At 67.8% G+C, this 17,222-nt stretch carries 18 protein-coding genes; all 18 read right to left on the reverse strand.

What is annotated here, in order from left to right:
- Positions 1-110: biotin carboxylase N-terminal domain-containing protein (locus AC3WQZ_RS33530; protein WP_492299505.1), on the reverse strand; the 110-nt coding region annotated here is incomplete at its 3' end.
- Positions 111-174: 64 nt separating this feature from the next.
- Complete coding sequence (gene bioB, locus AC3WQZ_RS33535; protein ID WP_010813271.1) at positions 175-1,206, reverse strand: biotin synthase BioB; 1,032 nt, start codon at positions 1,204-1,206, stop codon at positions 175-177.
- Positions 1,207-1,225: 19 nt separating this feature from the next.
- Positions 1,226-1,963 (reverse strand): dethiobiotin synthase, encoded by a 738-nt coding sequence (gene bioD / locus AC3WQZ_RS33540; RefSeq protein ID WP_011614388.1) that lies wholly within the window; start codon positions 1,961-1,963, stop codon positions 1,226-1,228.
- On the reverse strand, positions 1,960-3,174 hold the full coding sequence (bioF, locus tag AC3WQZ_RS33545) for an 8-amino-7-oxononanoate synthase (RefSeq protein WP_010813269.1): 1,215 nt from the start codon (positions 3,172-3,174) through the stop codon (positions 1,960-1,962). Before bioF ends, bioD begins: the two co-directional genes overlap by 4 nt.
- Positions 3,164-4,564, reverse strand: coding sequence for an adenosylmethionine--8-amino-7-oxononanoate transaminase (bioA, locus tag AC3WQZ_RS33550; protein WP_058698942.1), 1,401 nt, complete (start codon positions 4,562-4,564; stop codon positions 3,164-3,166). Before bioA ends, bioF begins: the two co-directional genes overlap by 11 nt.
- 418 nt (positions 4,565-4,982) lie before the next feature.
- On the reverse strand, positions 4,983-5,771 hold the full coding sequence (locus AC3WQZ_RS33555; RefSeq protein ID WP_492301997.1) for an enoyl-CoA hydratase/isomerase family protein: 789 nt from the start codon (positions 5,769-5,771) through the stop codon (positions 4,983-4,985).
- Positions 5,772-5,809: 38 nt separating this feature from the next.
- Positions 5,810-6,706, reverse strand: a complete 897-nt coding sequence (locus AC3WQZ_RS33560) for a dienelactone hydrolase family protein (protein ID WP_037023757.1) — start codon at positions 6,704-6,706, stop codon at positions 5,810-5,812.
- Positions 6,707-6,748: 42 nt separating this feature from the next.
- Positions 6,749-8,356 (reverse strand): carboxyl transferase domain-containing protein, encoded by a 1,608-nt coding sequence (locus AC3WQZ_RS33565; protein ID WP_492301999.1) that lies wholly within the window; start codon positions 8,354-8,356, stop codon positions 6,749-6,751.
- 53 nt (positions 8,357-8,409) lie between these two features.
- Positions 8,410-9,087, reverse strand: coding sequence for a glutathione S-transferase family protein (locus AC3WQZ_RS33570; RefSeq protein ID WP_492302001.1), 678 nt, complete (start codon positions 9,085-9,087; stop codon positions 8,410-8,412).
- A complete protein-coding gene (locus AC3WQZ_RS33575; protein ID WP_010813263.1) occupies positions 9,084-9,521 on the reverse strand; it encodes a YchJ family protein in 438 nt (145 codons plus the stop codon). Before AC3WQZ_RS33575 ends, AC3WQZ_RS33570 begins: the two co-directional genes overlap by 4 nt.
- A complete protein-coding gene (locus tag AC3WQZ_RS33580) occupies positions 9,518-10,204 on the reverse strand; it encodes an HAD family hydrolase (protein WP_010813262.1) in 687 nt (228 codons plus the stop codon). The genes AC3WQZ_RS33575 and AC3WQZ_RS33580 overlap by 4 nt, the downstream gene beginning before the upstream one ends.
- Positions 10,201-10,857 carry a 2-hydroxychromene-2-carboxylate isomerase gene (locus AC3WQZ_RS33585; protein ID WP_010813261.1) on the reverse strand — a complete coding sequence of 219 codons (657 nt, stop codon included), beginning with the start codon at positions 10,855-10,857 and terminating at the stop codon, positions 10,201-10,203. Before AC3WQZ_RS33585 ends, AC3WQZ_RS33580 begins: the two co-directional genes overlap by 4 nt.
- Before the next feature lie 87 nt (positions 10,858-10,944).
- Positions 10,945-12,075, reverse strand: a complete 1,131-nt coding sequence (locus tag AC3WQZ_RS33590) for an acyl-CoA dehydrogenase family protein (RefSeq protein ID WP_492302002.1) — start codon at positions 12,073-12,075, stop codon at positions 10,945-10,947.
- A 30-nt stretch (positions 12,076-12,105) separates the two neighbouring features.
- Positions 12,106-12,786 carry an SDR family oxidoreductase gene (locus AC3WQZ_RS33595; RefSeq protein WP_010813259.1) on the reverse strand — a complete coding sequence of 227 codons (681 nt, stop codon included), beginning with the start codon at positions 12,784-12,786 and terminating at the stop codon, positions 12,106-12,108.
- A gap of 130 nt (positions 12,787-12,916) precedes the next feature.
- Positions 12,917-14,095 (reverse strand): acetyl-CoA C-acetyltransferase, encoded by a 1,179-nt coding sequence (locus tag AC3WQZ_RS33600; protein WP_492302003.1) that lies wholly within the window; start codon positions 14,093-14,095, stop codon positions 12,917-12,919.
- Between the two features lie 47 nt (positions 14,096-14,142).
- A complete protein-coding gene (can, locus tag AC3WQZ_RS33605; protein ID WP_010813257.1) occupies positions 14,143-14,814 on the reverse strand; it encodes a carbonate dehydratase in 672 nt (223 codons plus the stop codon).
- On the reverse strand, positions 14,811-16,652 hold the full coding sequence (aceK, locus tag AC3WQZ_RS33610; RefSeq protein WP_492302004.1) for a bifunctional isocitrate dehydrogenase kinase/phosphatase: 1,842 nt from the start codon (positions 16,650-16,652) through the stop codon (positions 14,811-14,813). The genes can and aceK overlap by 4 nt, the downstream gene beginning before the upstream one ends.
- 111 nt (positions 16,653-16,763) lie before the next feature.
- Positions 16,764-17,222 (reverse strand): acyl-CoA dehydrogenase family protein (locus AC3WQZ_RS33615; RefSeq protein ID WP_492302005.1); only part of this gene is annotated, 459 nt, incomplete at its 5' end.

Genomic DNA, 17,222 nt, shown 5'->3' on the forward strand with positions numbered 1-17,222 from the left:
GCGTCGGCATCCGAGTACACCGCGACGGTGCGGATGCCGAGCCGGCGGCAGGTGGCGGCCACGCGGCAGGCGATTTCACCGCGGTTGGCGATCAGGATCTTGCTGAACATGGCTCCTCCTAGTTTTTCGACAGGACGGCGAGCCAGCTGATTACCGGTGGGCTTCCTTACCTCGTCATCCCGCGTAGCCCTCTGCGCGGATGTCGAGGCGGGCCAGCAGGGCGCGATCGCGGTCGGCCTGCGGGTTGCCGGTGGTCAGCAGCTTTTCGCCGTAAAAAATGGAATTGGCGCCGGCCATGAAGCACAGCGCCTGCAACGCTTCGTCCATGGCCTCGCGGCCGGCGGACAGGCGCACCATGGCGCGCGGCATGGTGATGCGTGCCACGGCAATGGTGCGGACGAACTCGAACGGGTCCAGCGCCTCGGTGCCCGCCAGTGGCGTGCCTTCGACCTGGACCAGGTTGTTGATGGGCACCGACTCCGGATACGGGTCCATATTGGCCAGCTGCGCGATCAGGCCGGCGCGCGCTTCGCGCGCCTCGCCCATGCCGACGATGCCGCCGCAGCAGACATTGATGCCGGCGTCGCGCACATGGCCGATGGTGTCGAGCCGGTCCTGGTAGGTGCGCGTGGTGATGATCTTGCCGTAGAACTCAGGCGAGGTATCCAGATTGTGGTTGTAGTAGTCCAGCCCCGCCTCCTTGAGCTGCTGGGCCTGCTCGGCCTTGAGCATGCCCAGCGTGACGCAGGTCTCCAGGCCCATGGCCTTGACTTCGCGCACCATGTCCATCACCGGCTCCAGGTGGCGGTCCTTGGGGCTGCGCCAGGCGGCGCCCATGCAGAAGCGGGTGGCGCCATTGGCCTTGGCCGCGCGCGCGGCGTCCAGGACTTCGTCCAGCGCCATCAGCTTTTCGGCCTTCACGCCGGCATCGTGGTGCGCGCTCTGCGGGCAGTAGCCGCAATCCTCTTCGCAGCCGCCGGTCTTGATCGACAGCAGCGTGGACAGCTGCACGGTATTGGCGTCGAAGTGCTCGCGGTGCACTTGCTGGGCGCGGAACAGCAGGTCGTTGAACGGCAGCGCGAACAGCGCGGCAACGTCATCGACGCGCCACGCGGCGTCATCGGGCAGTGCGTGCGAGCGCGCGCTCTGGCGCAGGGAATCGACGGAAACGGTAGTAACGGTGGTAGCGGTGTGAGCTTGAGTCATGATCGATGCGAATTCTGGTTCAGGCAGCAAGGCCGGCGGCCTCGGCTTGGTATTGGGTAGCGGCGGCGAACAGCGGCGCAAGGTCGAGCCGGCCAGCGGCAGCGGCGGGCGCCAGTTGCCAGGGCAATTCACCGAGGCAAGGCGCGTCCAGCGACGCATGCAGCGTGGCGATGTTCTCGTCGGCCAGCAGCATGTCCGGGTCGACCCGGTTGGCGATCCAGCCCGCCAGCGGCAGGCCGCGCGCGCGGATGGCTTCGGCGGTCAGCACGGCGTGGTTCAGGCAGCCGAGCCGGATGCCGACCACCATCACTACCGGGACCGCCAGCATCACCGCCAGGTCGGCGGTGTTCCAGCGCACCGCGCCTGCGTCGAGCGGCACATTGAAGCCGCCCACGCCCTCAACCACCACCGCATCGGCCTGCCGGCGCAGCGCGTCGAAGGCGGCACGGACCGGCGCGCGCGTGATGCGCACGCCCTCGTGCGCGGCGGCCAGGTGCGGCGAGCACGGGGTGCGCAGCAGGAACGGGCAGGTCTGGCCCAGCGGCACCGCCACCGAGCTGGCGGCGCGCAGCTGCGCCACGTCGTCGTTGTGCCAATGGCCGTCGCGCCACTCACTGCCGCTGGCCACGGGCTTCATGCCCGCGGTGCGGTAGCCGGCGGCATGGAGCGCATGCAGCAGCGTGGCGCTGGCGTGGGTTTTGCCGATGCCGGTATCGGTGCCGGTGACAAAGCAGGCGAAAGGCGCACGCGTGCTCATGCGACCTCCCGCTGCGCCACGGCGGCGCTCAGGGCATCCAGCAGGCGCCGCACATCGTCTTCGGTGTGCGCGGCCGACAGCGTGATGCGCAGCCTCGCGGTCCCTTCCGGCACGGTCGGCGGCCGGATCGCGCCGACGCGGATGCCATCCGCCTCCAGCGTGGCCGACAGCGCCAGCGCGGCGCCGTTGTCGCCGACGATCAGCGGCTGGATCGCGGTCTCGCTGTCGCCCAGCGTCCAGCCCGCGATGGCAGCCAGCTGGGCCAGCCCCTCGCGCAGCATGCCGATGCAGCGCGTCAGTTGCGCGCGGCGTTGCGTGCCCTCCTCTCCTTCGATGATCGCCAGGCTGGCCAGCAGCGCATGCGCGACTGCCGGCGGCGCGGCCGTGGTGTAGATATACGGCCGCGCGGTGTTGACCAGGTGTTCGATGATGGTCTCGTGCGCGGCGACGAAGGCGCCCGCCACGCCGGCGGCCTTGCCGAGCGTGCCGATATAGATCAGCCGCTCGGACGACAGCCCCAGCGCTTCCAGCACGCCGTGGCCCTGCTCGCCCAGCACGCCGAAGCCGTGGGCGTCATCGACAATGATCCAGGCGTCATGGCGCTCGGCCAGTTCCAGCAGCTTGCGCAGCGGCGCGACATTGCCGTCCATGCTGAACACGCTGTCGGTCACGATCAGCTTGCGCTCGCTGGTGCTGGCCGCCAGCAGCGCTTCCAGCGCGGCGGTGTCGCAATGCGGGTAGCGCTGCACGTCGGCGCGCGCGAGCCGCGCCCCATCGATCAGCGAGGCATGGTTGAGCGACTCGCAGAACAGCGTGGCGCCCGCGGTGCCCAGCGCGGTCAGCACCGCCATGTTGGCCATGTAGCCGGTGCAGAAATACAGCGTGCACGCATGCGGGATATGCGGGGCGAGCCAGCGCGCCAGTTCCGCTTCCAGCTGGGTGTGCGCCAGCGAATGCCCGCTGACCAGGTGCGAGGCACCGCTGCCCGCACCATAGCGCTGCGCGCCTTCCACCAGCGCGGCGATCACGTCCGGGTGGTTGGCCAGCCCCATGTAGTCGTTGCTGCAGAAGGTCAGCAGCGATTCCGGCTCGGACCCGTCCTCGCCCACGGCCTGGTGCGGCGCGCAGGCAGTGTGGGCAACGCGGCGGCGGCGCGTCAGGGCCAGCGCGTGGCGCTGTTCGGCGGCCCGCCTCAGTTGTTCAAGCAGCATGGCGCACCTCCCCGCTCGTGGTCACATCGTCGAGCGTGGCCATCATCTGCTCGCCCAGCCAGCGTGCCTGCGCGGCATCGAAGACGTAGGGCGGCATCACGTACAGCGTATTGCCGATCGGGCGCACCAGCAGCTCGCGCTCGCGCGCGGCGTGATGGAAGCGCGCGGCAAAGTCGGCGCCGGCGACGTCATCGCGCACATCGGCGGCCCAGATCAGCCCGCGCTGGCGGACGTGCCGCAGGCGCGCGTCGGCGGCCAGCGCGGCCATGCCGTCGGCGAGCCAGTGCGCGCGCTCGCGGTTGCGCGCGAGCACGTCGTCCTGCGCGAACAAGTCCAGCGTGGCCAGCGCGGCGCGGCAGGCCAGCGGGTTGCCGGTGTAGGAGTGCGAATGCAGGAAGCTGCGGGCCAGCTCGTCGGCGACGAAGGCACGCTGGATCTCCGGGCGCGACAGCACCAGCGACAGCGGCAGGTAGCCGCCGCTGATGCCCTTGGACAGGCACAGGAAGTCGGGCCACAGGTGCGCGGGCAGCGGCGCCTCCCCGGCGCGCGACTGTTCCCACGCGAAGAAGGTGCCGGTGCGCCCGCAGCCCACCGCGATCTCGTCGGCGATCAGGTGGATCCGGTAGCGGTCGCACAAAGCGCGCGCGCCATCCAGATACGACGGGTCGTACATCGCCATGCCGGCGGCGCCCTGCACCAGCGGCTCGACGATCAGCGCGGCGATCTGGCCGGCGCGCTCGCGCAGCAGGGTTTCCAGCTCCGCCAGGGCGCGGGCGGCCACGTCCGCAGCGCTCTCGCCGGGTGCGGCCTGGCGTGCGTCGGGCGACATCACCACGTGTGCGCGGCGGATCAGCGGATCATAGGCATCGCGGAAGACTTCCACGTCGGTCACCGCGAGCGCGCCCACGGTCTCGCCGTGGTAGCCGTGGCGCAGGCAGACGAACTCGCGCTTGGCAGGCAGGCCGGTATTGCGCCAGTAGTGGAAGCTCATCTTCAGCGCGATCTCGACCGCCGAGGCGCCGTCCGAAGCGTAGAAGACATTGCCGAGCGCGCCGCCGGTCAGCGCCGACAGGCGCTCCGCCAGCTCCACCGCCGGGGCATGGGTGCAGCCGGCGAGCATCACGTGCTCAAGCGTTTCCAGCTGGCTGGCCAGCGCGGCGTTGATGCGCGGGTTGGCGTGGCCGAACAGGTTGACCCACCACGAACTGGTGGCGTCGAAATAGCGGCGGCCGTCGGCATCATGCAGCCACGGGCCGACGCCGCGCACGATCGCCAGCGGCACCGCGTCGTCGTCGGGGCGCAGCCGCGTGCATGGATGCCAGACGGCGTTGCGGCTGCGCTGGCCGAGTGCCTGCGCGTCTCTGCCTGGGGAAAGGGACAGGTGATCCAAGGTAGCCCTCCTTTGTTGACCGTCCGCGCGCGCGCCGTTGCCGGCAAGGCCGGGCTGTGCGACGGTGGCGGACAGGTTGGGGAGGGTCATGTTAGGAATGTCTCTTTCAGGTTGGCAATGACAATGGAATTTCCAAGTTAGCGGCGCGTTAGCGAAACTTGACGGATGTTTCCATGATGAAGCCTTGTTCTTGTTGCTAGCGTGCTGCGATCTACACGCAATCTTTATTTACGGAGGCATGCTGTCGCATGCTGCTACGGAACTCCCCTCTCCCGCCTGCGGGAGAGGGGTGGGGGGAGAGGGCAGGCCTTCCCACGAAGTCAGGCGCCTCATGCTTGGCATAAGCCCGCCCTCTCCCCCAGCCCCTCTCCCGCGCGCGGAAGAGGGGAGCAAACAAGCGGTAAGCCAGTCTTTTGCCTCAAGCCGGCCGCCACGACGGCGAGCGCTTCTCCAGGAACGACTTCACCCCTTCACGCCCCTCTTCCGACGCCCGGATCTTTGCAATCCGGTCCGCGGTATCGGCCAGCAAGTCGTTGTCGATCGCGCGCCCGGCGATGTCCTGCACCAGTCGCTTGCTTTCGCGCACGGCGTTCCGGCTGTTGGCCACCAGCGCAGTCGCCAGTTCGGCGACCTTGGCGTCCAGAGCCTCGGCCGGCACCACCGCATGCACAAAGCCCAGCCGCAGCGCCTCGGCGGCATCGAAGCGCTCGGCGGTGATGAAGTAGCGGCGTGCGGCCTGCTCGCCCAGCGCGCGGATCACATACGGGCTGATGGTGGCGGGCAGCAGTCCCAGGCGCGCCTCGGACAGGCAGAAGTGCGCGTGCTCGGCAGCCACCGCGATATCGCACGCGGCCACCAGGCCCATGCCGCCGGCGTAGGTGTCGCCCTGGATGCGCGCGATCACCGGGCGCGGGCACGACCAGATGGTGTGCAGCATCTGCGCCAGGGTCAGCGCATCGGCGCGGTTCTGGTCGTCGGAATAGCCGGCCATCTTCTTCATCCAATTCAGGTCGGCGCCGGCGCAGAAGGCAGGGCCGTTGCCGGCCAGCACGATGGCGCGCACCTCGTCCATGTCGCCCAGCGCGCGGAAGGCGCCAGTCAGCTCGGCGATCACGGTCTCGTTGAAGGCGTTGCGCACATCGGGCCGGTTCAGCGTGACGGTGGCGACGTGGCTGGCGATATTGACGGTCAGGGCGGTGAATTCCATGGTTCGCTCCGTTGGCGGATTAAGTTGTCTGGTGCGGTTCAGGTCCCGGCGTCGAACGGCAGCCCCAGCGAGCGGAAGAAGTTGCCGACTTCAGGCAACCACACCGGGATGCCTTCGCGCGCGCTGAAGACGCGATGCGAGTCGTTGCCGAACTCGCCCACGTCCACCAGCCGCGATCTGGCCGCGGGACCGGTGGCGCGCGCCTTGAAGGCGTTGAACATGCGGCCGGGCAAGGGCACCGGCCAGTAGCTGTCGTTGTCGCCGTACACCCACAGCGACGGGTAGCGCGCCAGGCCGCCATAGCTGGCAAAGGCATCGACCAGGCGCTCTTCCCAGTCCGCGCAGTTCAGGTTGCGCAGCCCGCCCGCGAAGTTGACCACGCCCAGCACCCCCGGATAGCCGATGGTGCTGAACGCCATCGTGGTCAGGCCCCCGTGCGACTGGCCGATCACGACAATGCGGTCCATGTCCACATAGGGCTGCGTGGCCATGAAGTCGAGCGTGGCGACGACATCGTCGGCCTGCATCATGCCGTTGGTCTCGATGTCGCAGCTGCCGCCCACATAGGCGCCACCCGAGCGCGCAAAACCCTGCCGCATCGGCAGCACCACGGCGTAGCCGCGGCGCAGGAATTCCAGGCTCTGCGCCGGAAAGCGTGCGCGCCCCTGCATCGCGGGCCGGCCCGGCGCCTTGCCGTGGTTGATCACCACCAGCGGGAACGGCCCATCGCCAGCCGGCTTGAATACCGTGGCCTCCAGGTCGATGCGCGACGGGATCGCCGCCTTGGGCAGCATCACCACCTGCTCCTGGAAGCGCATGCGCGGCGCAGGATTGCCGTTGCCGTTCGCGCTCTGCGCATGCCCCGACAGCGGCGCCAGCAAGGCAAGCGCCGTAACCAGGGCTGGGCTGCAAAGCAGGCGGGCGACGCTGCGCATGGGGTGGAAGGCGGTAATGTGACAGTAGCGGCGTGGCCGGGATTACATGCGGAACACGCCGAACTTCATCTCGTCGATCGGTGCGTTCAGGCTGGCGGAAAGACCCAGGCCCAGCACGGTGCGGGTCTGCGCCGGGTCGATCACGCCGTCGTCCCACAGCCGCGCGCTGGCGTAGTACGGATGGCCCTGGTGCTCGTACTGGTCGCGGATCGGCTGCTTGAACGCCTCTTCCTCCTGCGCGCTCCACTTGCCGCCCTTGCCTTCGATGCCGTCGCGGCGCACCGTGGCCAGCACGCTGGCGGCCTGCTCGCCGCCCATCACCGAGATGCGCGCGTTCGGCCACATCCACAGGAAGCGCGGCGAATACGCGCGCCCGCACATGCCGTAGTTGCCGGCGCCGAACGAGCCGCCGATGATCACCGTGAACTTGGGTACCTGCGCGGTGGCCACCGCGGTCACCATCTTGGCGCCGTTGCGCGCGATGCCTTCGTTCTCGTACTTGCGCCCGACCATGAAGCCAGTGATGTTCTGCAGGAACACCAGCGGGATCTTGCGCTGGCAGCACAGCTCGATGAAGTGCGCGCCCTTGAGCGCGGACTCGGAGAACAGGATGCCGTTGTTGGCGATGATGCCGACTGGGTAGCCCCAGATGCGCGCGAAGCCGCACACCAGCGTGGTGCCGTAGCGCGCCTTGAACTCGTCGAACTCGGAGCCGTCGACCAGGCGCGCGATCACCTCGCGCACGTCGTAGGGCTTGCGCGTGTCGGTCGGGATCACGCCGTACAGTTCTTCCACCGGGTAGAGCGGCTCGACCGGCTCGTGCAGGCGGATCTGGTCCGGCTTGCGGCGGTTCAGGTGCTGCACGATATTGCGCGCCAGGCTCAGCGCATGATGGTCGTTCTGCGCGAAGTAGTCGGCCACGCCCGACAGGCGCGTATGCACGTCGGCGCCGCCCAGGTCTTCGGCGCTGACCTCCTCGCCGGTGGCGGCCTTCACCAGCGGCGGGCCGCCCAGGAAGATGGTGCCTTGGTTCTTGACGATGATGGACTCGTCGCTCATCGCGGGCACGTAGGCGCCGCCGGCGGTGCACGAGCCCATCACCACCGCGATCTGCGGGATGCCCTGCTTGGACAGGTTGGCCTGGTTGTAGAAGATGCGGCCGAAGTGGTCGCGGTCGGGGAACACGTCGTCCTGGTTGGGCAGGTTGGCGCCGCCGGAATCGACCAGGTAGATGCAGGGCAGGTTGTTCTGCTCGGCGATCTCCTGTGCGCGCACATGCTTCTTGACCGTCATCGGGTAGTAGGTGCCGCCCTTGACGGTGGCGTCATTGCAGACGATCACGCACTCCTGCCCGGCCACGCGGCCGATGCCGGTGACGATGCCCGCGCCCGGTGCGGCATTGTCGTACATGTCGTACGCGGCCAGCTGCGACAGCTCCAGGAACGGGGTGCCCGGATCCAGCAGTTGCTGTACGCGGTCGCGCGGCAGCAGCTTGCCGCGCGACAGGTGCTTGTTGCGCGCGTCGTCGCCGCCGCCTTCGGCCAGCTTCGCGATCCTGGCCTTGAGGTCGGCCACCAGGGCCTGCATCGACTCGGCGTTGGCCTGGAAGGATTCGGAGCGGGCGTTGAGTTTGGTTTCCAGGGTGGGCATCTGTGTCTCTTCCTGCTTGATATTGGTTTTCGCCGTCCTGCCAGCGGCCGGGCTCAGCCTGCGTGCTTGGGCAGCGGGTGCCCCGGCATCAGGTCGTAGGGGTGCTTCCAGCCCGGCAGCGCACGGATGCGCTCGGCCCAGGCGTGGATATGCGGATACTCCTTGCGCCAGTGCACGCCGATCTCGTCGTCGAAGAAGACGTAGCCCGACAGCGAGAAGTCCGCGATGGTGGCGCGCTCGCCCAGCAGGAACGCTCGCCCGGCCAGTTGCGCGTTGAGCACGTTCCACGCGCCTTCGCAGCGCGCGCGGAAGAACTCCAGCACGGCCGGGTCCGGCGACCTGGCAAAGGTGCGCATGAAGCGATAGGTGGCGGTGTAGGAGGTGAACTTGTGGTTGTCGAACAGCAGCCAGCGCAGCACCTCGGCGCGCTCGGCCTCGTCGCGCGGGCCGTAGGCATCGAGGCGCGTGGCCAGCGTTTCCAGGATGGCACCGGACTGCGACAGGCGCTGGCCGCCGCACTCCAGCACCGGCACCTCGCCCATCACGTTGATGGCGCGGTATTCGGGCGTGCGGGTCTCGCCGTTGAAGAAATCGACGAAGCGCGGCTGCCACAGCTGCTGGCCGCGCTGCACGCCGACGGTCTCCAGCAGCAGCGCCACCTTGTAGGCATTGCCGGACTGGGCAAAGCAATACAGCAGGTACTCAGGCTCATTCCGCTTCTCGATGCTCATGATGTCTCCCCGATCATGTCGCCATCCACATAGAGCCAGCGCGGTGCCTCGCCAGGCGCGCGCGGCTCGCGTACAAAGCGGCTGCGTTCGTGCAGCCGCATGGCGCGCCCGCCTACCTTGTAGCGCGCCACGAACTCCACTTCGGCATGCGCATCGTCCTGCTGCGCATGCGCCTTCACCGTGAGCCCGAGCCAGCGCGTGGCGGTATCCGGCAACAGGTCGGCCGGGCAGGTCGATGCATGCCAGGTCTGCCGCAACCATTCCATGTCGTTCAGCACATAGGCGCTGTAGCGGGAGCGCATCAGTGCCTCGGCATTGGGCGGCAGTGCCTCGCCACGATGGAAGCGGCCGCAGCAGGCGGCATAGTCCGCGCTGCCGCACGGGCACGGCACCGGTCCGGCCTTGGGCAGGCGGCCTGCCGCTTTCGCGGTCATCCCACCAGCTCCGGCAGGTCGCGCATATCGGTGAAGATGGTGCCCGCGCCGGCCTCGCGCAGCAGCGCGGCATCGTTGCGCTCGGCGTAGCCGAACACCGTCATGCCGGCGGCAACGCCCGCGGTCACGCCGGTCGGGCTGTCTTCCACCACGGCGCAGCGCGCCGGCTCAACGCCCATGGTGCGCGCGGCCAGCAGGTACACATCGGGCGCGGGCTTGCTGCGTGCCACTTCGGTGGCGGAGAAGATATGCTCGCGCTCATCCTGCTGGAACAGCTCGACCAGGCCGGTCCTGGTCAGTTGCAGCTTGACCTTGACGCGGTCCGCACCCGACGCCACGCACACCGGCATGCCGGTGGCGGCGATCTTGCCAATCGCCTCGCGCACATGGGCGACCGCAGCGACTTCGGCTTCCAGCACCGCGTTGCGGCGCGCCAGCCAGGTCGACAGCCAGTTCTCGGGCAGCGGCGCGCCGCGCATGCGCTCGATCATCTCCAGCTCTTCGCGCACGGCGCGGCCGAGAAACAGGCGCGTGGAGTCTTCCAGCGAGATCTCGATGCCAAGCTCGTTCAGCATCTGGTTGAGCACGCGGTTGACGATGGGCTCGCTGTCGACGAGCACGCCGTCGCAGTCGAAGATCACGCAATCGAATCGGCCGGAATGGCCACGGGTTGCTGCAGTCATGCGGGTTTCTTTTCCTTGGTGTCCAGGCTCGGCACAGCCCGGAGTTCAGTCTGGCGGCGGCTCTTCAGGTGGGCCTCGACCTGGTCGAAGCGGTCGAAGCCCCAGAACGGCTCGCCATCGATGATGACGAAGGGCGAGCCGAACACGCCCTTGGCCATCGCCACGTCGATCTCGGCCTTGAGCTGGTCCTTGATCTGGTAGCTGGTGGCGCCGGCATCCAGCGCCTGCACGTCCACGCCCAGCGGCTCGGCCAGCTTCATGATCTCGGCCGGCTCGGCGATATTGATGTCGTCGACGAACAGCGCGCGGTACACCGACTTGGCAAAGGCCGCGGCGATGTCATCGCCGTGGTGGTTCTGCAGCCACAGCATGGCACGCGCGGCGTGCGTGGTGGGCAGCGGGAAATGCGTGGGGCGCTTGTACTCGATGCCGTGGAAGCGCGCGGTGCGCTCGAAATCGCGCCACGAATAATCGCCCTTGAGCGGCAGCTGCGGCAGCGGCGAGGCGCCGGTGGTCTTGAACACCACGCCCAGCAGGATGGGATGCCAGGCGACGATGCGCCCGTACTTCTGCGCCAGGTCGTCGATGCGGGTACTGGCAAAGTAGCCGTAGGGCGAAGAGAAATCAAAGTAGAAGTCGATCGCTGCGGTCATGTCGGGGCCCTTCTTGTTGTGGTTGCCGGTACGGGGATCAGGGAAGCGCGCCGCCTTCGCGGCACACACCCCATCGTACGCGCATCGCTAGGCCAGCGCGCGCGCGATCAGGATCTTCTGGATATCGCTGGTGCCCTCGTAGATCTGGCACACGCGCACGTCGCGGTAGATGCGCTCCACCGGGAAGTCGCTGACGTAGCCGTAGCCGCCGAACACCTGGATCGCATCCGAGCACACCCGCTCGGCCATCTCGCTGGCAAAGAGCTTGGCCATGGCCGCTTCCTTCAGGCACGGGCGGCCGGCGTCGCGCAGCGCGGCGGCGTGCCACACCATCTGGCGCGCCACGTCGATGCGGGTGGCCATCTCGGCCAGGCGGAACTGCACCGCCTGGTGCTGGAACAGCGGCTGGCCGAAGCTCTCGCGCTCCTTGGCATAGGCCAGCGCCGCCTCGAACGCGGCGCGCGCCATGCCGATGCTCTGCGAGGCGATGCCGATGCGCCCGCCTTCCAGTCCCGACAGCGCCATCTTGTAGCCGCCGCCCTCGTCGCCGAGCAGGTTGGCCGCCGGCACGCGGCAGTCCTCGAACAGGATCTGCGCGGTGTCCGACGAATGCTGGCCGAGCTTGTCCTCCAGCCGCGCCACCACGTAGCCCGGGGTCGAAGTCGGCACGATAAAGGCGCTGATGCCGCGCTTGCCTGCGGCCTTGTCGGTCACGGCCAGCACGATCGCCACGTCGGCGTTCTGGCCGCTGGTGATGAACTGCTTGACGCCGTTGAGCACGTAGTGGTCGCCATCGCGTACCGCAGTGGTACGCAGCGCCGACGCATCCGAGCCCACGTGCGGCTCGGTCAGGCAGAACGCGCCCAGCATCTCGCCGCGCGCCAGCGGCACCAGCCACTGCTGCTTCTGCGCCTCGCCGGCGAACGACATCAGCATGCTGCACACCGGGCAGTTATTGACGCTGATGACGGTGGAGGTGCCGCCATCGCCGGCCGCGATCTCTTCCAGGATCAGCGCCAGCGACAGGTAGTCCAGTCCGGCGCCGCCGTATTCCTCCGGCACCGCCACGCCGTAGGCGCCCAGCGCCGCCAGTTCGCGGTGCACGTCCTTGGGGAAGGTCTTGTCGCGGTCCCACTGCGCGGCCTGCGGCGCGATCACTTCCTGCGCGAACTGGCGCACGGCGTCGCGGATCATTTCCTGTTCGGGGGTCAGCAGCATGTCGGTTCGATGCTCAGTGTGCGTGCGCGCTTACCAGGGGATGGGCGTGCCGTCGTAATTGTGGAAGGTGCCGTTGTCGCGCCGCTTGACGCCGGCGAGCAACTGGCGCATGCCCTTGACGCTCTGCTGCACGGTCAGGTCGGCTTCCTGGCCGCCCATGTCGGTCTTGACCCAGCCCGGGTGCAGCGCGACGCAGGTGGCATGGCGCGCATCGAGCGAGACCGCGCGCAGCGCCGCATTGGCGCCGGCCTTGCTGACGCGGTACAGCCAGCTGGTGCTGTGCTCCATCGCGGTGATGCTGCCCATGCGCGAGGACAGCACCGCCAGCACGCCGCCGTGGCCGGACTGGCCCGCTTCGACGTAGGGCAGCAGCAGCGGCAGCGCCATCATCGGGCCCAGCACGTTGACATGCATCACCCGGTCGAATTCCTGCGGCGTGACCGGTTGCGCGCCTTCGGTGCGGGGTCCCAGCACGCCGGCGTTGTAGATCGCCACGTCGAGGGCTTCGCCGTCGAGCTTCCAGCCCAGGCCCGCGACCGCGCCGGCATCGGACAGGTCGACCTGATGGGCTTCGGCGCCCAGCGCCTGCAATGCGCCGACGCCTTCAGGCGTACGCGCCGCCGCAATGACGCGCCAGCCGTCGGCACGGTACTGGCGCACGAATTCAAGGCCGATGCCGCGCGAGGCACCGAGGATCAGGACGGTTGGCAAGGCTGTGCTCCTTTGTCGGGCTGGCCGGAGCGCGAAACGGCTCGCCCGGCCACGGGTTCAGCAAACTGCCTCTGTCTTGCTCCCTCTCCCGCAAGCGGGAGAGGGGAGAAAACAAGCGGGAAGGAACGCGTTACAGGATCTCGACCCCCACCGCAGTCGCCTCGCCACCACCAATGCACAGGCTCGCCACCCCACGCTTGCCCCCGGTCTTGCGCAGCGCGCCGATCAGCGTGGTCATGATGCGTGCGCCCGAAGCGCCGATCGGGTGGCCCAGTGCGCAGGCGCCACCATGGATATTGACCTTGTCACGCGGGATCTTGAGGTCGTGCATGGCCGCCATCGGCACCACGGCGAAGGCCTCGTTGATCTCGAACAGGTCGACGCTGTCGGTGGTCCAGTCCAGCTTGCGGTACAGCTTGGAAATCGCTTCCACCGGCGCGGTGGTGAACCAGCCCGGCGCCTGCGCGTGGGTGGTGTGGCCGAGCATGCGCGCGATCGGCTGCAGGCCCAGCTTCTTCGCGGTGGAGGCGCGCATCATCACCAGCGCCGAGGCGCCGTCGTTGATGGACGACGACGAGGCCGCCGTGATGGTGCCGTCCTTGGCAAACGCGGGCTTGAGCGAGGGGATCTTGTCCAGCTTGATGCGGCGCGGGCCTTCGTCGGTGTCGATCACGGTGTCGCCGCCCCTGCCGGACACCGTCACCGGCGCGATCTCCCAGCGGAAGTCGCCGTTCTCGGTGGCCTGCTGGGCGCGGCGCACGCTTTCCATCGCGAATTCGTCCTGCTGCTCGCGCGTAAAGCCGTACTTGGCGGCGCAGTCCTCACCGAAGGTGCCCATGGCGCGGCCCTTGTCATACGCGTCTTCCAGGCCGTCCAGCATCATGTGGTCGTAGATCATGCCGTGGCCGATGCGGTAGCCGCCGCGGCCCTTCGGCACCAGGTACGGCGCATTGGTCATGCTCTCCATGCCGCCGGCAATGGCGATATCGAACGAGCCCGCGATCAGCCCGTCGTAGACGGTCATGGCCGCGCGCATGCCCGAGCCGCACATCTTGTTGACGGTGGTGCAGCCCACGCCCAGCGGCAGGCCCGCGCCCAGCGCGGCCTGGCGCGCCGGGGCCTGGCCCTGGCCGGCCGGCAGCACGCAGCCGAACACCACCTCTTCCACCTGCTCGGGCTTCAGGCCGGCGCGCTCTACGGCGGCGCGGATGGCCACGGCGCCCAGCTGCGGCGCGGTGACGCTGGCGAATTCGCCCTGGAACGCAGCCATCGGCGTGCGGGCGGCTGAAACGATGACGATCTCTTCCATGTCGGGTCTCCTGGATCGGTGGATGAAGAAGCGGTGTGTGCGTCCGGTCAGCGGATCGACGCCTGCGGCGGATCGCCGTACTGGCGGTAGGCCGCGGCCAGTTGCTCGCGCAGTTCGTCGTTGCTGCTGGCGGCCATGCCCAGGTCGCGCAGCAGGCCGTCGGACACGCCGTAGACCCAGCCATGCACGGTCACCGCCTGGCCGCGGCTCCAGGCGTCCTGGAGCACGGTGGTCTGGCAGACGTTGTTGACCTGCTCGATCACATTGAGCTCGCACAGCCGGGTATGGGCGTCGTCTTCGCGCAGCAGCGTGCCGAGATAGGCCTCGTGCTTGTCGGCCACGTCGCGCACATGGCGCAGCCAGTTGTCGGCCAGGCCGATGCGCTCGCGCTTGAGCGCGACCTTGACACCGCCGCAGCCGTAGTGGCCCACCACGGTGATATGGCGCACCTTGAGCACCTCTACCGCGAACTGGATCACCGCCAGCGCGTTCAGGTCGCTGTGCGCGATCACGTTGGCGATATTGCGGTGGACGAACACCTCGCCCGGGGCGAGGCCCAGAATCTGGTTGGCCGGCACGCGCGAATCGGAGCAGCCGATCCACAGGTACTCGGGCGCCTGCTGGTTGGCCAGGCGCATGAAGAAGGTGGGGTCTTCGGCGTTGACGCGGTCGACCCACTCGCGGTTGTTGCGGAACAGCTGGGCGATGGCGTCAGTCATGCGACCCTCCTTGCAGGACCAGGATCGGGAACGGCAGCGGTACCCTGCGCGCTGCCAGCTTCGCTGTAGCGGTGAATAAATCGCTCTGAACGGTGATAGGCAAAGAAGTCATGAACATGTCCGGCCAGCAGCCGGTCCTTGTGGCTCTGCCACATGGCAGGGTCGAAAAAGTCCGCATGGTGGCGCAGGAACGCCGCGCGCACGCGCGTGTCGCCCAGCAGGAAGGTGCGGAAGGTCTCGGGAAAGATGTCGTGCGGACGCACCGTGTACCAGACCTCGCCCGACATCTCCTCTTCCTCGTTGCGCGGCTGCGGCACGTCGCGGATGTTGCAGTCGGTCAGGTACTCGATCTCGTCGTAGTCGTAGAACACCACGCGCCCGTGGCGCGTGACGCCGAAGTTCTTGTACAGCATGTCTCCCGGGAAGATGTTCGCAGCGATCAGCTCCTTGACGGCGTTGCCGTATTCAATCACGCCGTGCTCGACCTGCTCGTCAGTGCCCTCCGTCAGGTAGATGTTCAGCGGCGTCATGCGGCGCTCGATATAGACGTGGCGCACCACGATCTCTTCGCCGCCATCCTTGCCGCGCTGGTACTCGATCATCGACGGCGCGTGCTGCTCGAACTCGCGCACCAGCGCCTCGTCGAAGCGCGAGAGCGGGAAGGCCACGTCGGAGTACTCCAGCGTATCGGCCATGCGGCCGACGCGGTCGTGCTGCTTGACCAGCTGGTACTTGGACTTGACCAGCTCGCGCGTGGTTTCCTTGGGCGCCGGGAAAAAGTCCTTGATGACCTTGAACACGTACGGGTACGACGGCAGCGTGAACACCAGCATCACCAGCCCGCGGATGCCGGGCGCGACGATGAACTTGTCCGACGAATGCTGCAGGTGGTGCAGGAAGTCGCGGTAGAACAGGTTCTTGCCCTGCTTCTGCAGGCCCAGCGAGGTATAGATCTCGGCGCGCGGCTTGCGCGGCATGATGTCGCGCAGGAAGGTCACGTAGGCCGACGGGATCTCCATGTCGACCATGAAGTAGGAGTGCGTGAACGAGAACAGGATCAGCAACTGTTCCTTCTTCAGCAGCACGGTGTCCAGCGTCAGCTTGCCCGAGGGGCCGTGCACGATCGGGATCGCCAGCGGGAAAGTGCGGTCGCCGTTCAGGATGCGGCCGATGATAAAGGCCGACTTGTTGCGGAAGAACAGCGACGACAGCGTATGGACCTGGAAATTCGGCGCGATGCGCAGGTCGCCGAAATGCTCGCTGACCGCGCGCACCACGTAGCCGATGTCGCGCTGCAGGTCCTCGAACGGGCTCTCCAGCTGGAAGTTGTGCACGATGCGCTCGAAGCACGCGGCCATGCCCTCGCGGCTGCCCGGGTAGTAGGCGCGGAAGGTGGGGCGCGTGGGCGATTCCTCGTTCTCGATGTACTCGGTCGAGATCGCCGGGCGCACGAAGATGAAATCGTTGTTGAAGTACGAGCGGTGCAGGATGCGCGTGCAGACCGAGTTGAAGAAGGTCTCGGCCAGCTCGGGCTGGTGGTGGTTGGTCAGCAGGCCGATGTAGTGCAGCTTGATCTGCTGCCAGATCTCGTCCTCGATGTTCTCGGCGTCGTACTCGTCTTCCAGGATCACGCTCGATTCGCGCACGCGCTCGTTGTAGAACGCAATGCGGTCGCGCTGGATCTGCTGCAGCCCGTGCCAGTCGCCGGCCTCGAACTTGAGCTTGGCCTGGTGGCTGACCTCGCGGAACAGACGGTAATGCTTGTCGAACCCGTCGAGCATCGTTCTCGCCACATCGAAGGCAATCTGCGAGGAGAGCAGTTTGGGGAAGTGGGACATGGGTCGACGGGGGCCGGGAGAAATGTGCGGCGAGCGGTCTTGCGACGGGTACTGAGATTGTAATGGGGTTCGGGCGGGGGCTCCGGGTGATTTCGGCGCCCCCCTTGCGCTTTACATGGTTTCGGCGAACAGCTCGCGGCCGATCAGCATGCGGCGGATTTCCGAGGTGCCGGCGCCGATCTCGTACAGCTTGGCGTCGCGCCACAGGCGGCCGGCCGGGTATTCATTGATATAGCCGTTGCCGCCCAGGATCTGCACGGTCTCGCCCGCCATCCAGGTGGCCTTCTCGGCGGTGTACAGGATCACCGCGGCGCAGTCCTTGCGCACCTGGCGCACGTGCCCGCTGCCCAGCGCGTCCAGGTTCTTGCCGACCGTGTACAGGTAGCTGCGCGCGGCCTGCAGCGTGGTGTACATATCGGCCACCTTGCCCTGGATCAGCTGGAATTCGCCGATGCTCTGGCCGAACTGCTTGCGGTCGTGGATATACGGCGTGACCACGTCCATGCACGCCTGCATGATCCCGACCGGGCCGCCGGACAGCACCGCGCGCTCGTAGTCCAGCCCGCTCAT

The organism is Cupriavidus sp. FW305-26, from assembly GCF_058787975.1.

Excerpts from the sequence above, each read along its gene's own strand:
- bioB (WP_010813271.1), bottom strand. The coding sequence starts at position 1,206 with ATGACTCAAGCTCACACCGCTACCACCGTTACTACCGTTTCCGTCGAT.
- bioD (WP_011614388.1), bottom strand. The coding sequence starts at position 1,963 with ATGAGCACGCGTGCGCCTTTCGCCTGCTTTGTCACCGGCACCGATACC.
- bioF (WP_010813269.1), bottom strand. The coding sequence starts at position 3,174 with ATGCTGCTTGAACAACTGAGGCGGGCCGCCGAACAGCGCCACGCGCTG.
- AC3WQZ_RS33555 (WP_492301997.1), bottom strand. The coding sequence starts at position 5,771 with ATGGAATTCACCGCCCTGACCGTCAATATCGCCAGCCACGTCGCCACC.
- AC3WQZ_RS33560 (WP_037023757.1), bottom strand. The coding sequence starts at position 6,706 with ATGCGCAGCGTCGCCCGCCTGCTTTGCAGCCCAGCCCTGGTTACGGCG.
- AC3WQZ_RS33565 (WP_492301999.1), bottom strand. The coding sequence starts at position 8,356 with ATGCCCACCCTGGAAACCAAACTCAACGCCCGCTCCGAATCCTTCCAG.
- AC3WQZ_RS33570 (WP_492302001.1), bottom strand. The coding sequence starts at position 9,087 with ATGAGCATCGAGAAGCGGAATGAGCCTGAGTACCTGCTGTATTGCTTT.
- AC3WQZ_RS33575 (WP_010813263.1), bottom strand. The coding sequence starts at position 9,521 with ATGACCGCGAAAGCGGCAGGCCGCCTGCCCAAGGCCGGACCGGTGCCG.
- AC3WQZ_RS33580 (WP_010813262.1), bottom strand. The coding sequence starts at position 10,204 with ATGACTGCAGCAACCCGTGGCCATTCCGGCCGATTCGATTGCGTGATC.
- AC3WQZ_RS33585 (WP_010813261.1), bottom strand. The coding sequence starts at position 10,857 with ATGACCGCAGCGATCGACTTCTACTTTGATTTCTCTTCGCCCTACGGC.
- AC3WQZ_RS33590 (WP_492302002.1), bottom strand. The coding sequence starts at position 12,075 with ATGCTGCTGACCCCCGAACAGGAAATGATCCGCGACGCCGTGCGCCAG.
- AC3WQZ_RS33600 (WP_492302003.1), bottom strand. The coding sequence starts at position 14,095 with ATGGAAGAGATCGTCATCGTTTCAGCCGCCCGCACGCCGATGGCTGCG.
- can (WP_010813257.1), bottom strand. The coding sequence starts at position 14,814 with ATGACTGACGCCATCGCCCAGCTGTTCCGCAACAACCGCGAGTGGGTC.
- aceK (WP_492302004.1), bottom strand. The coding sequence starts at position 16,652 with ATGTCCCACTTCCCCAAACTGCTCTCCTCGCAGATTGCCTTCGATGTG.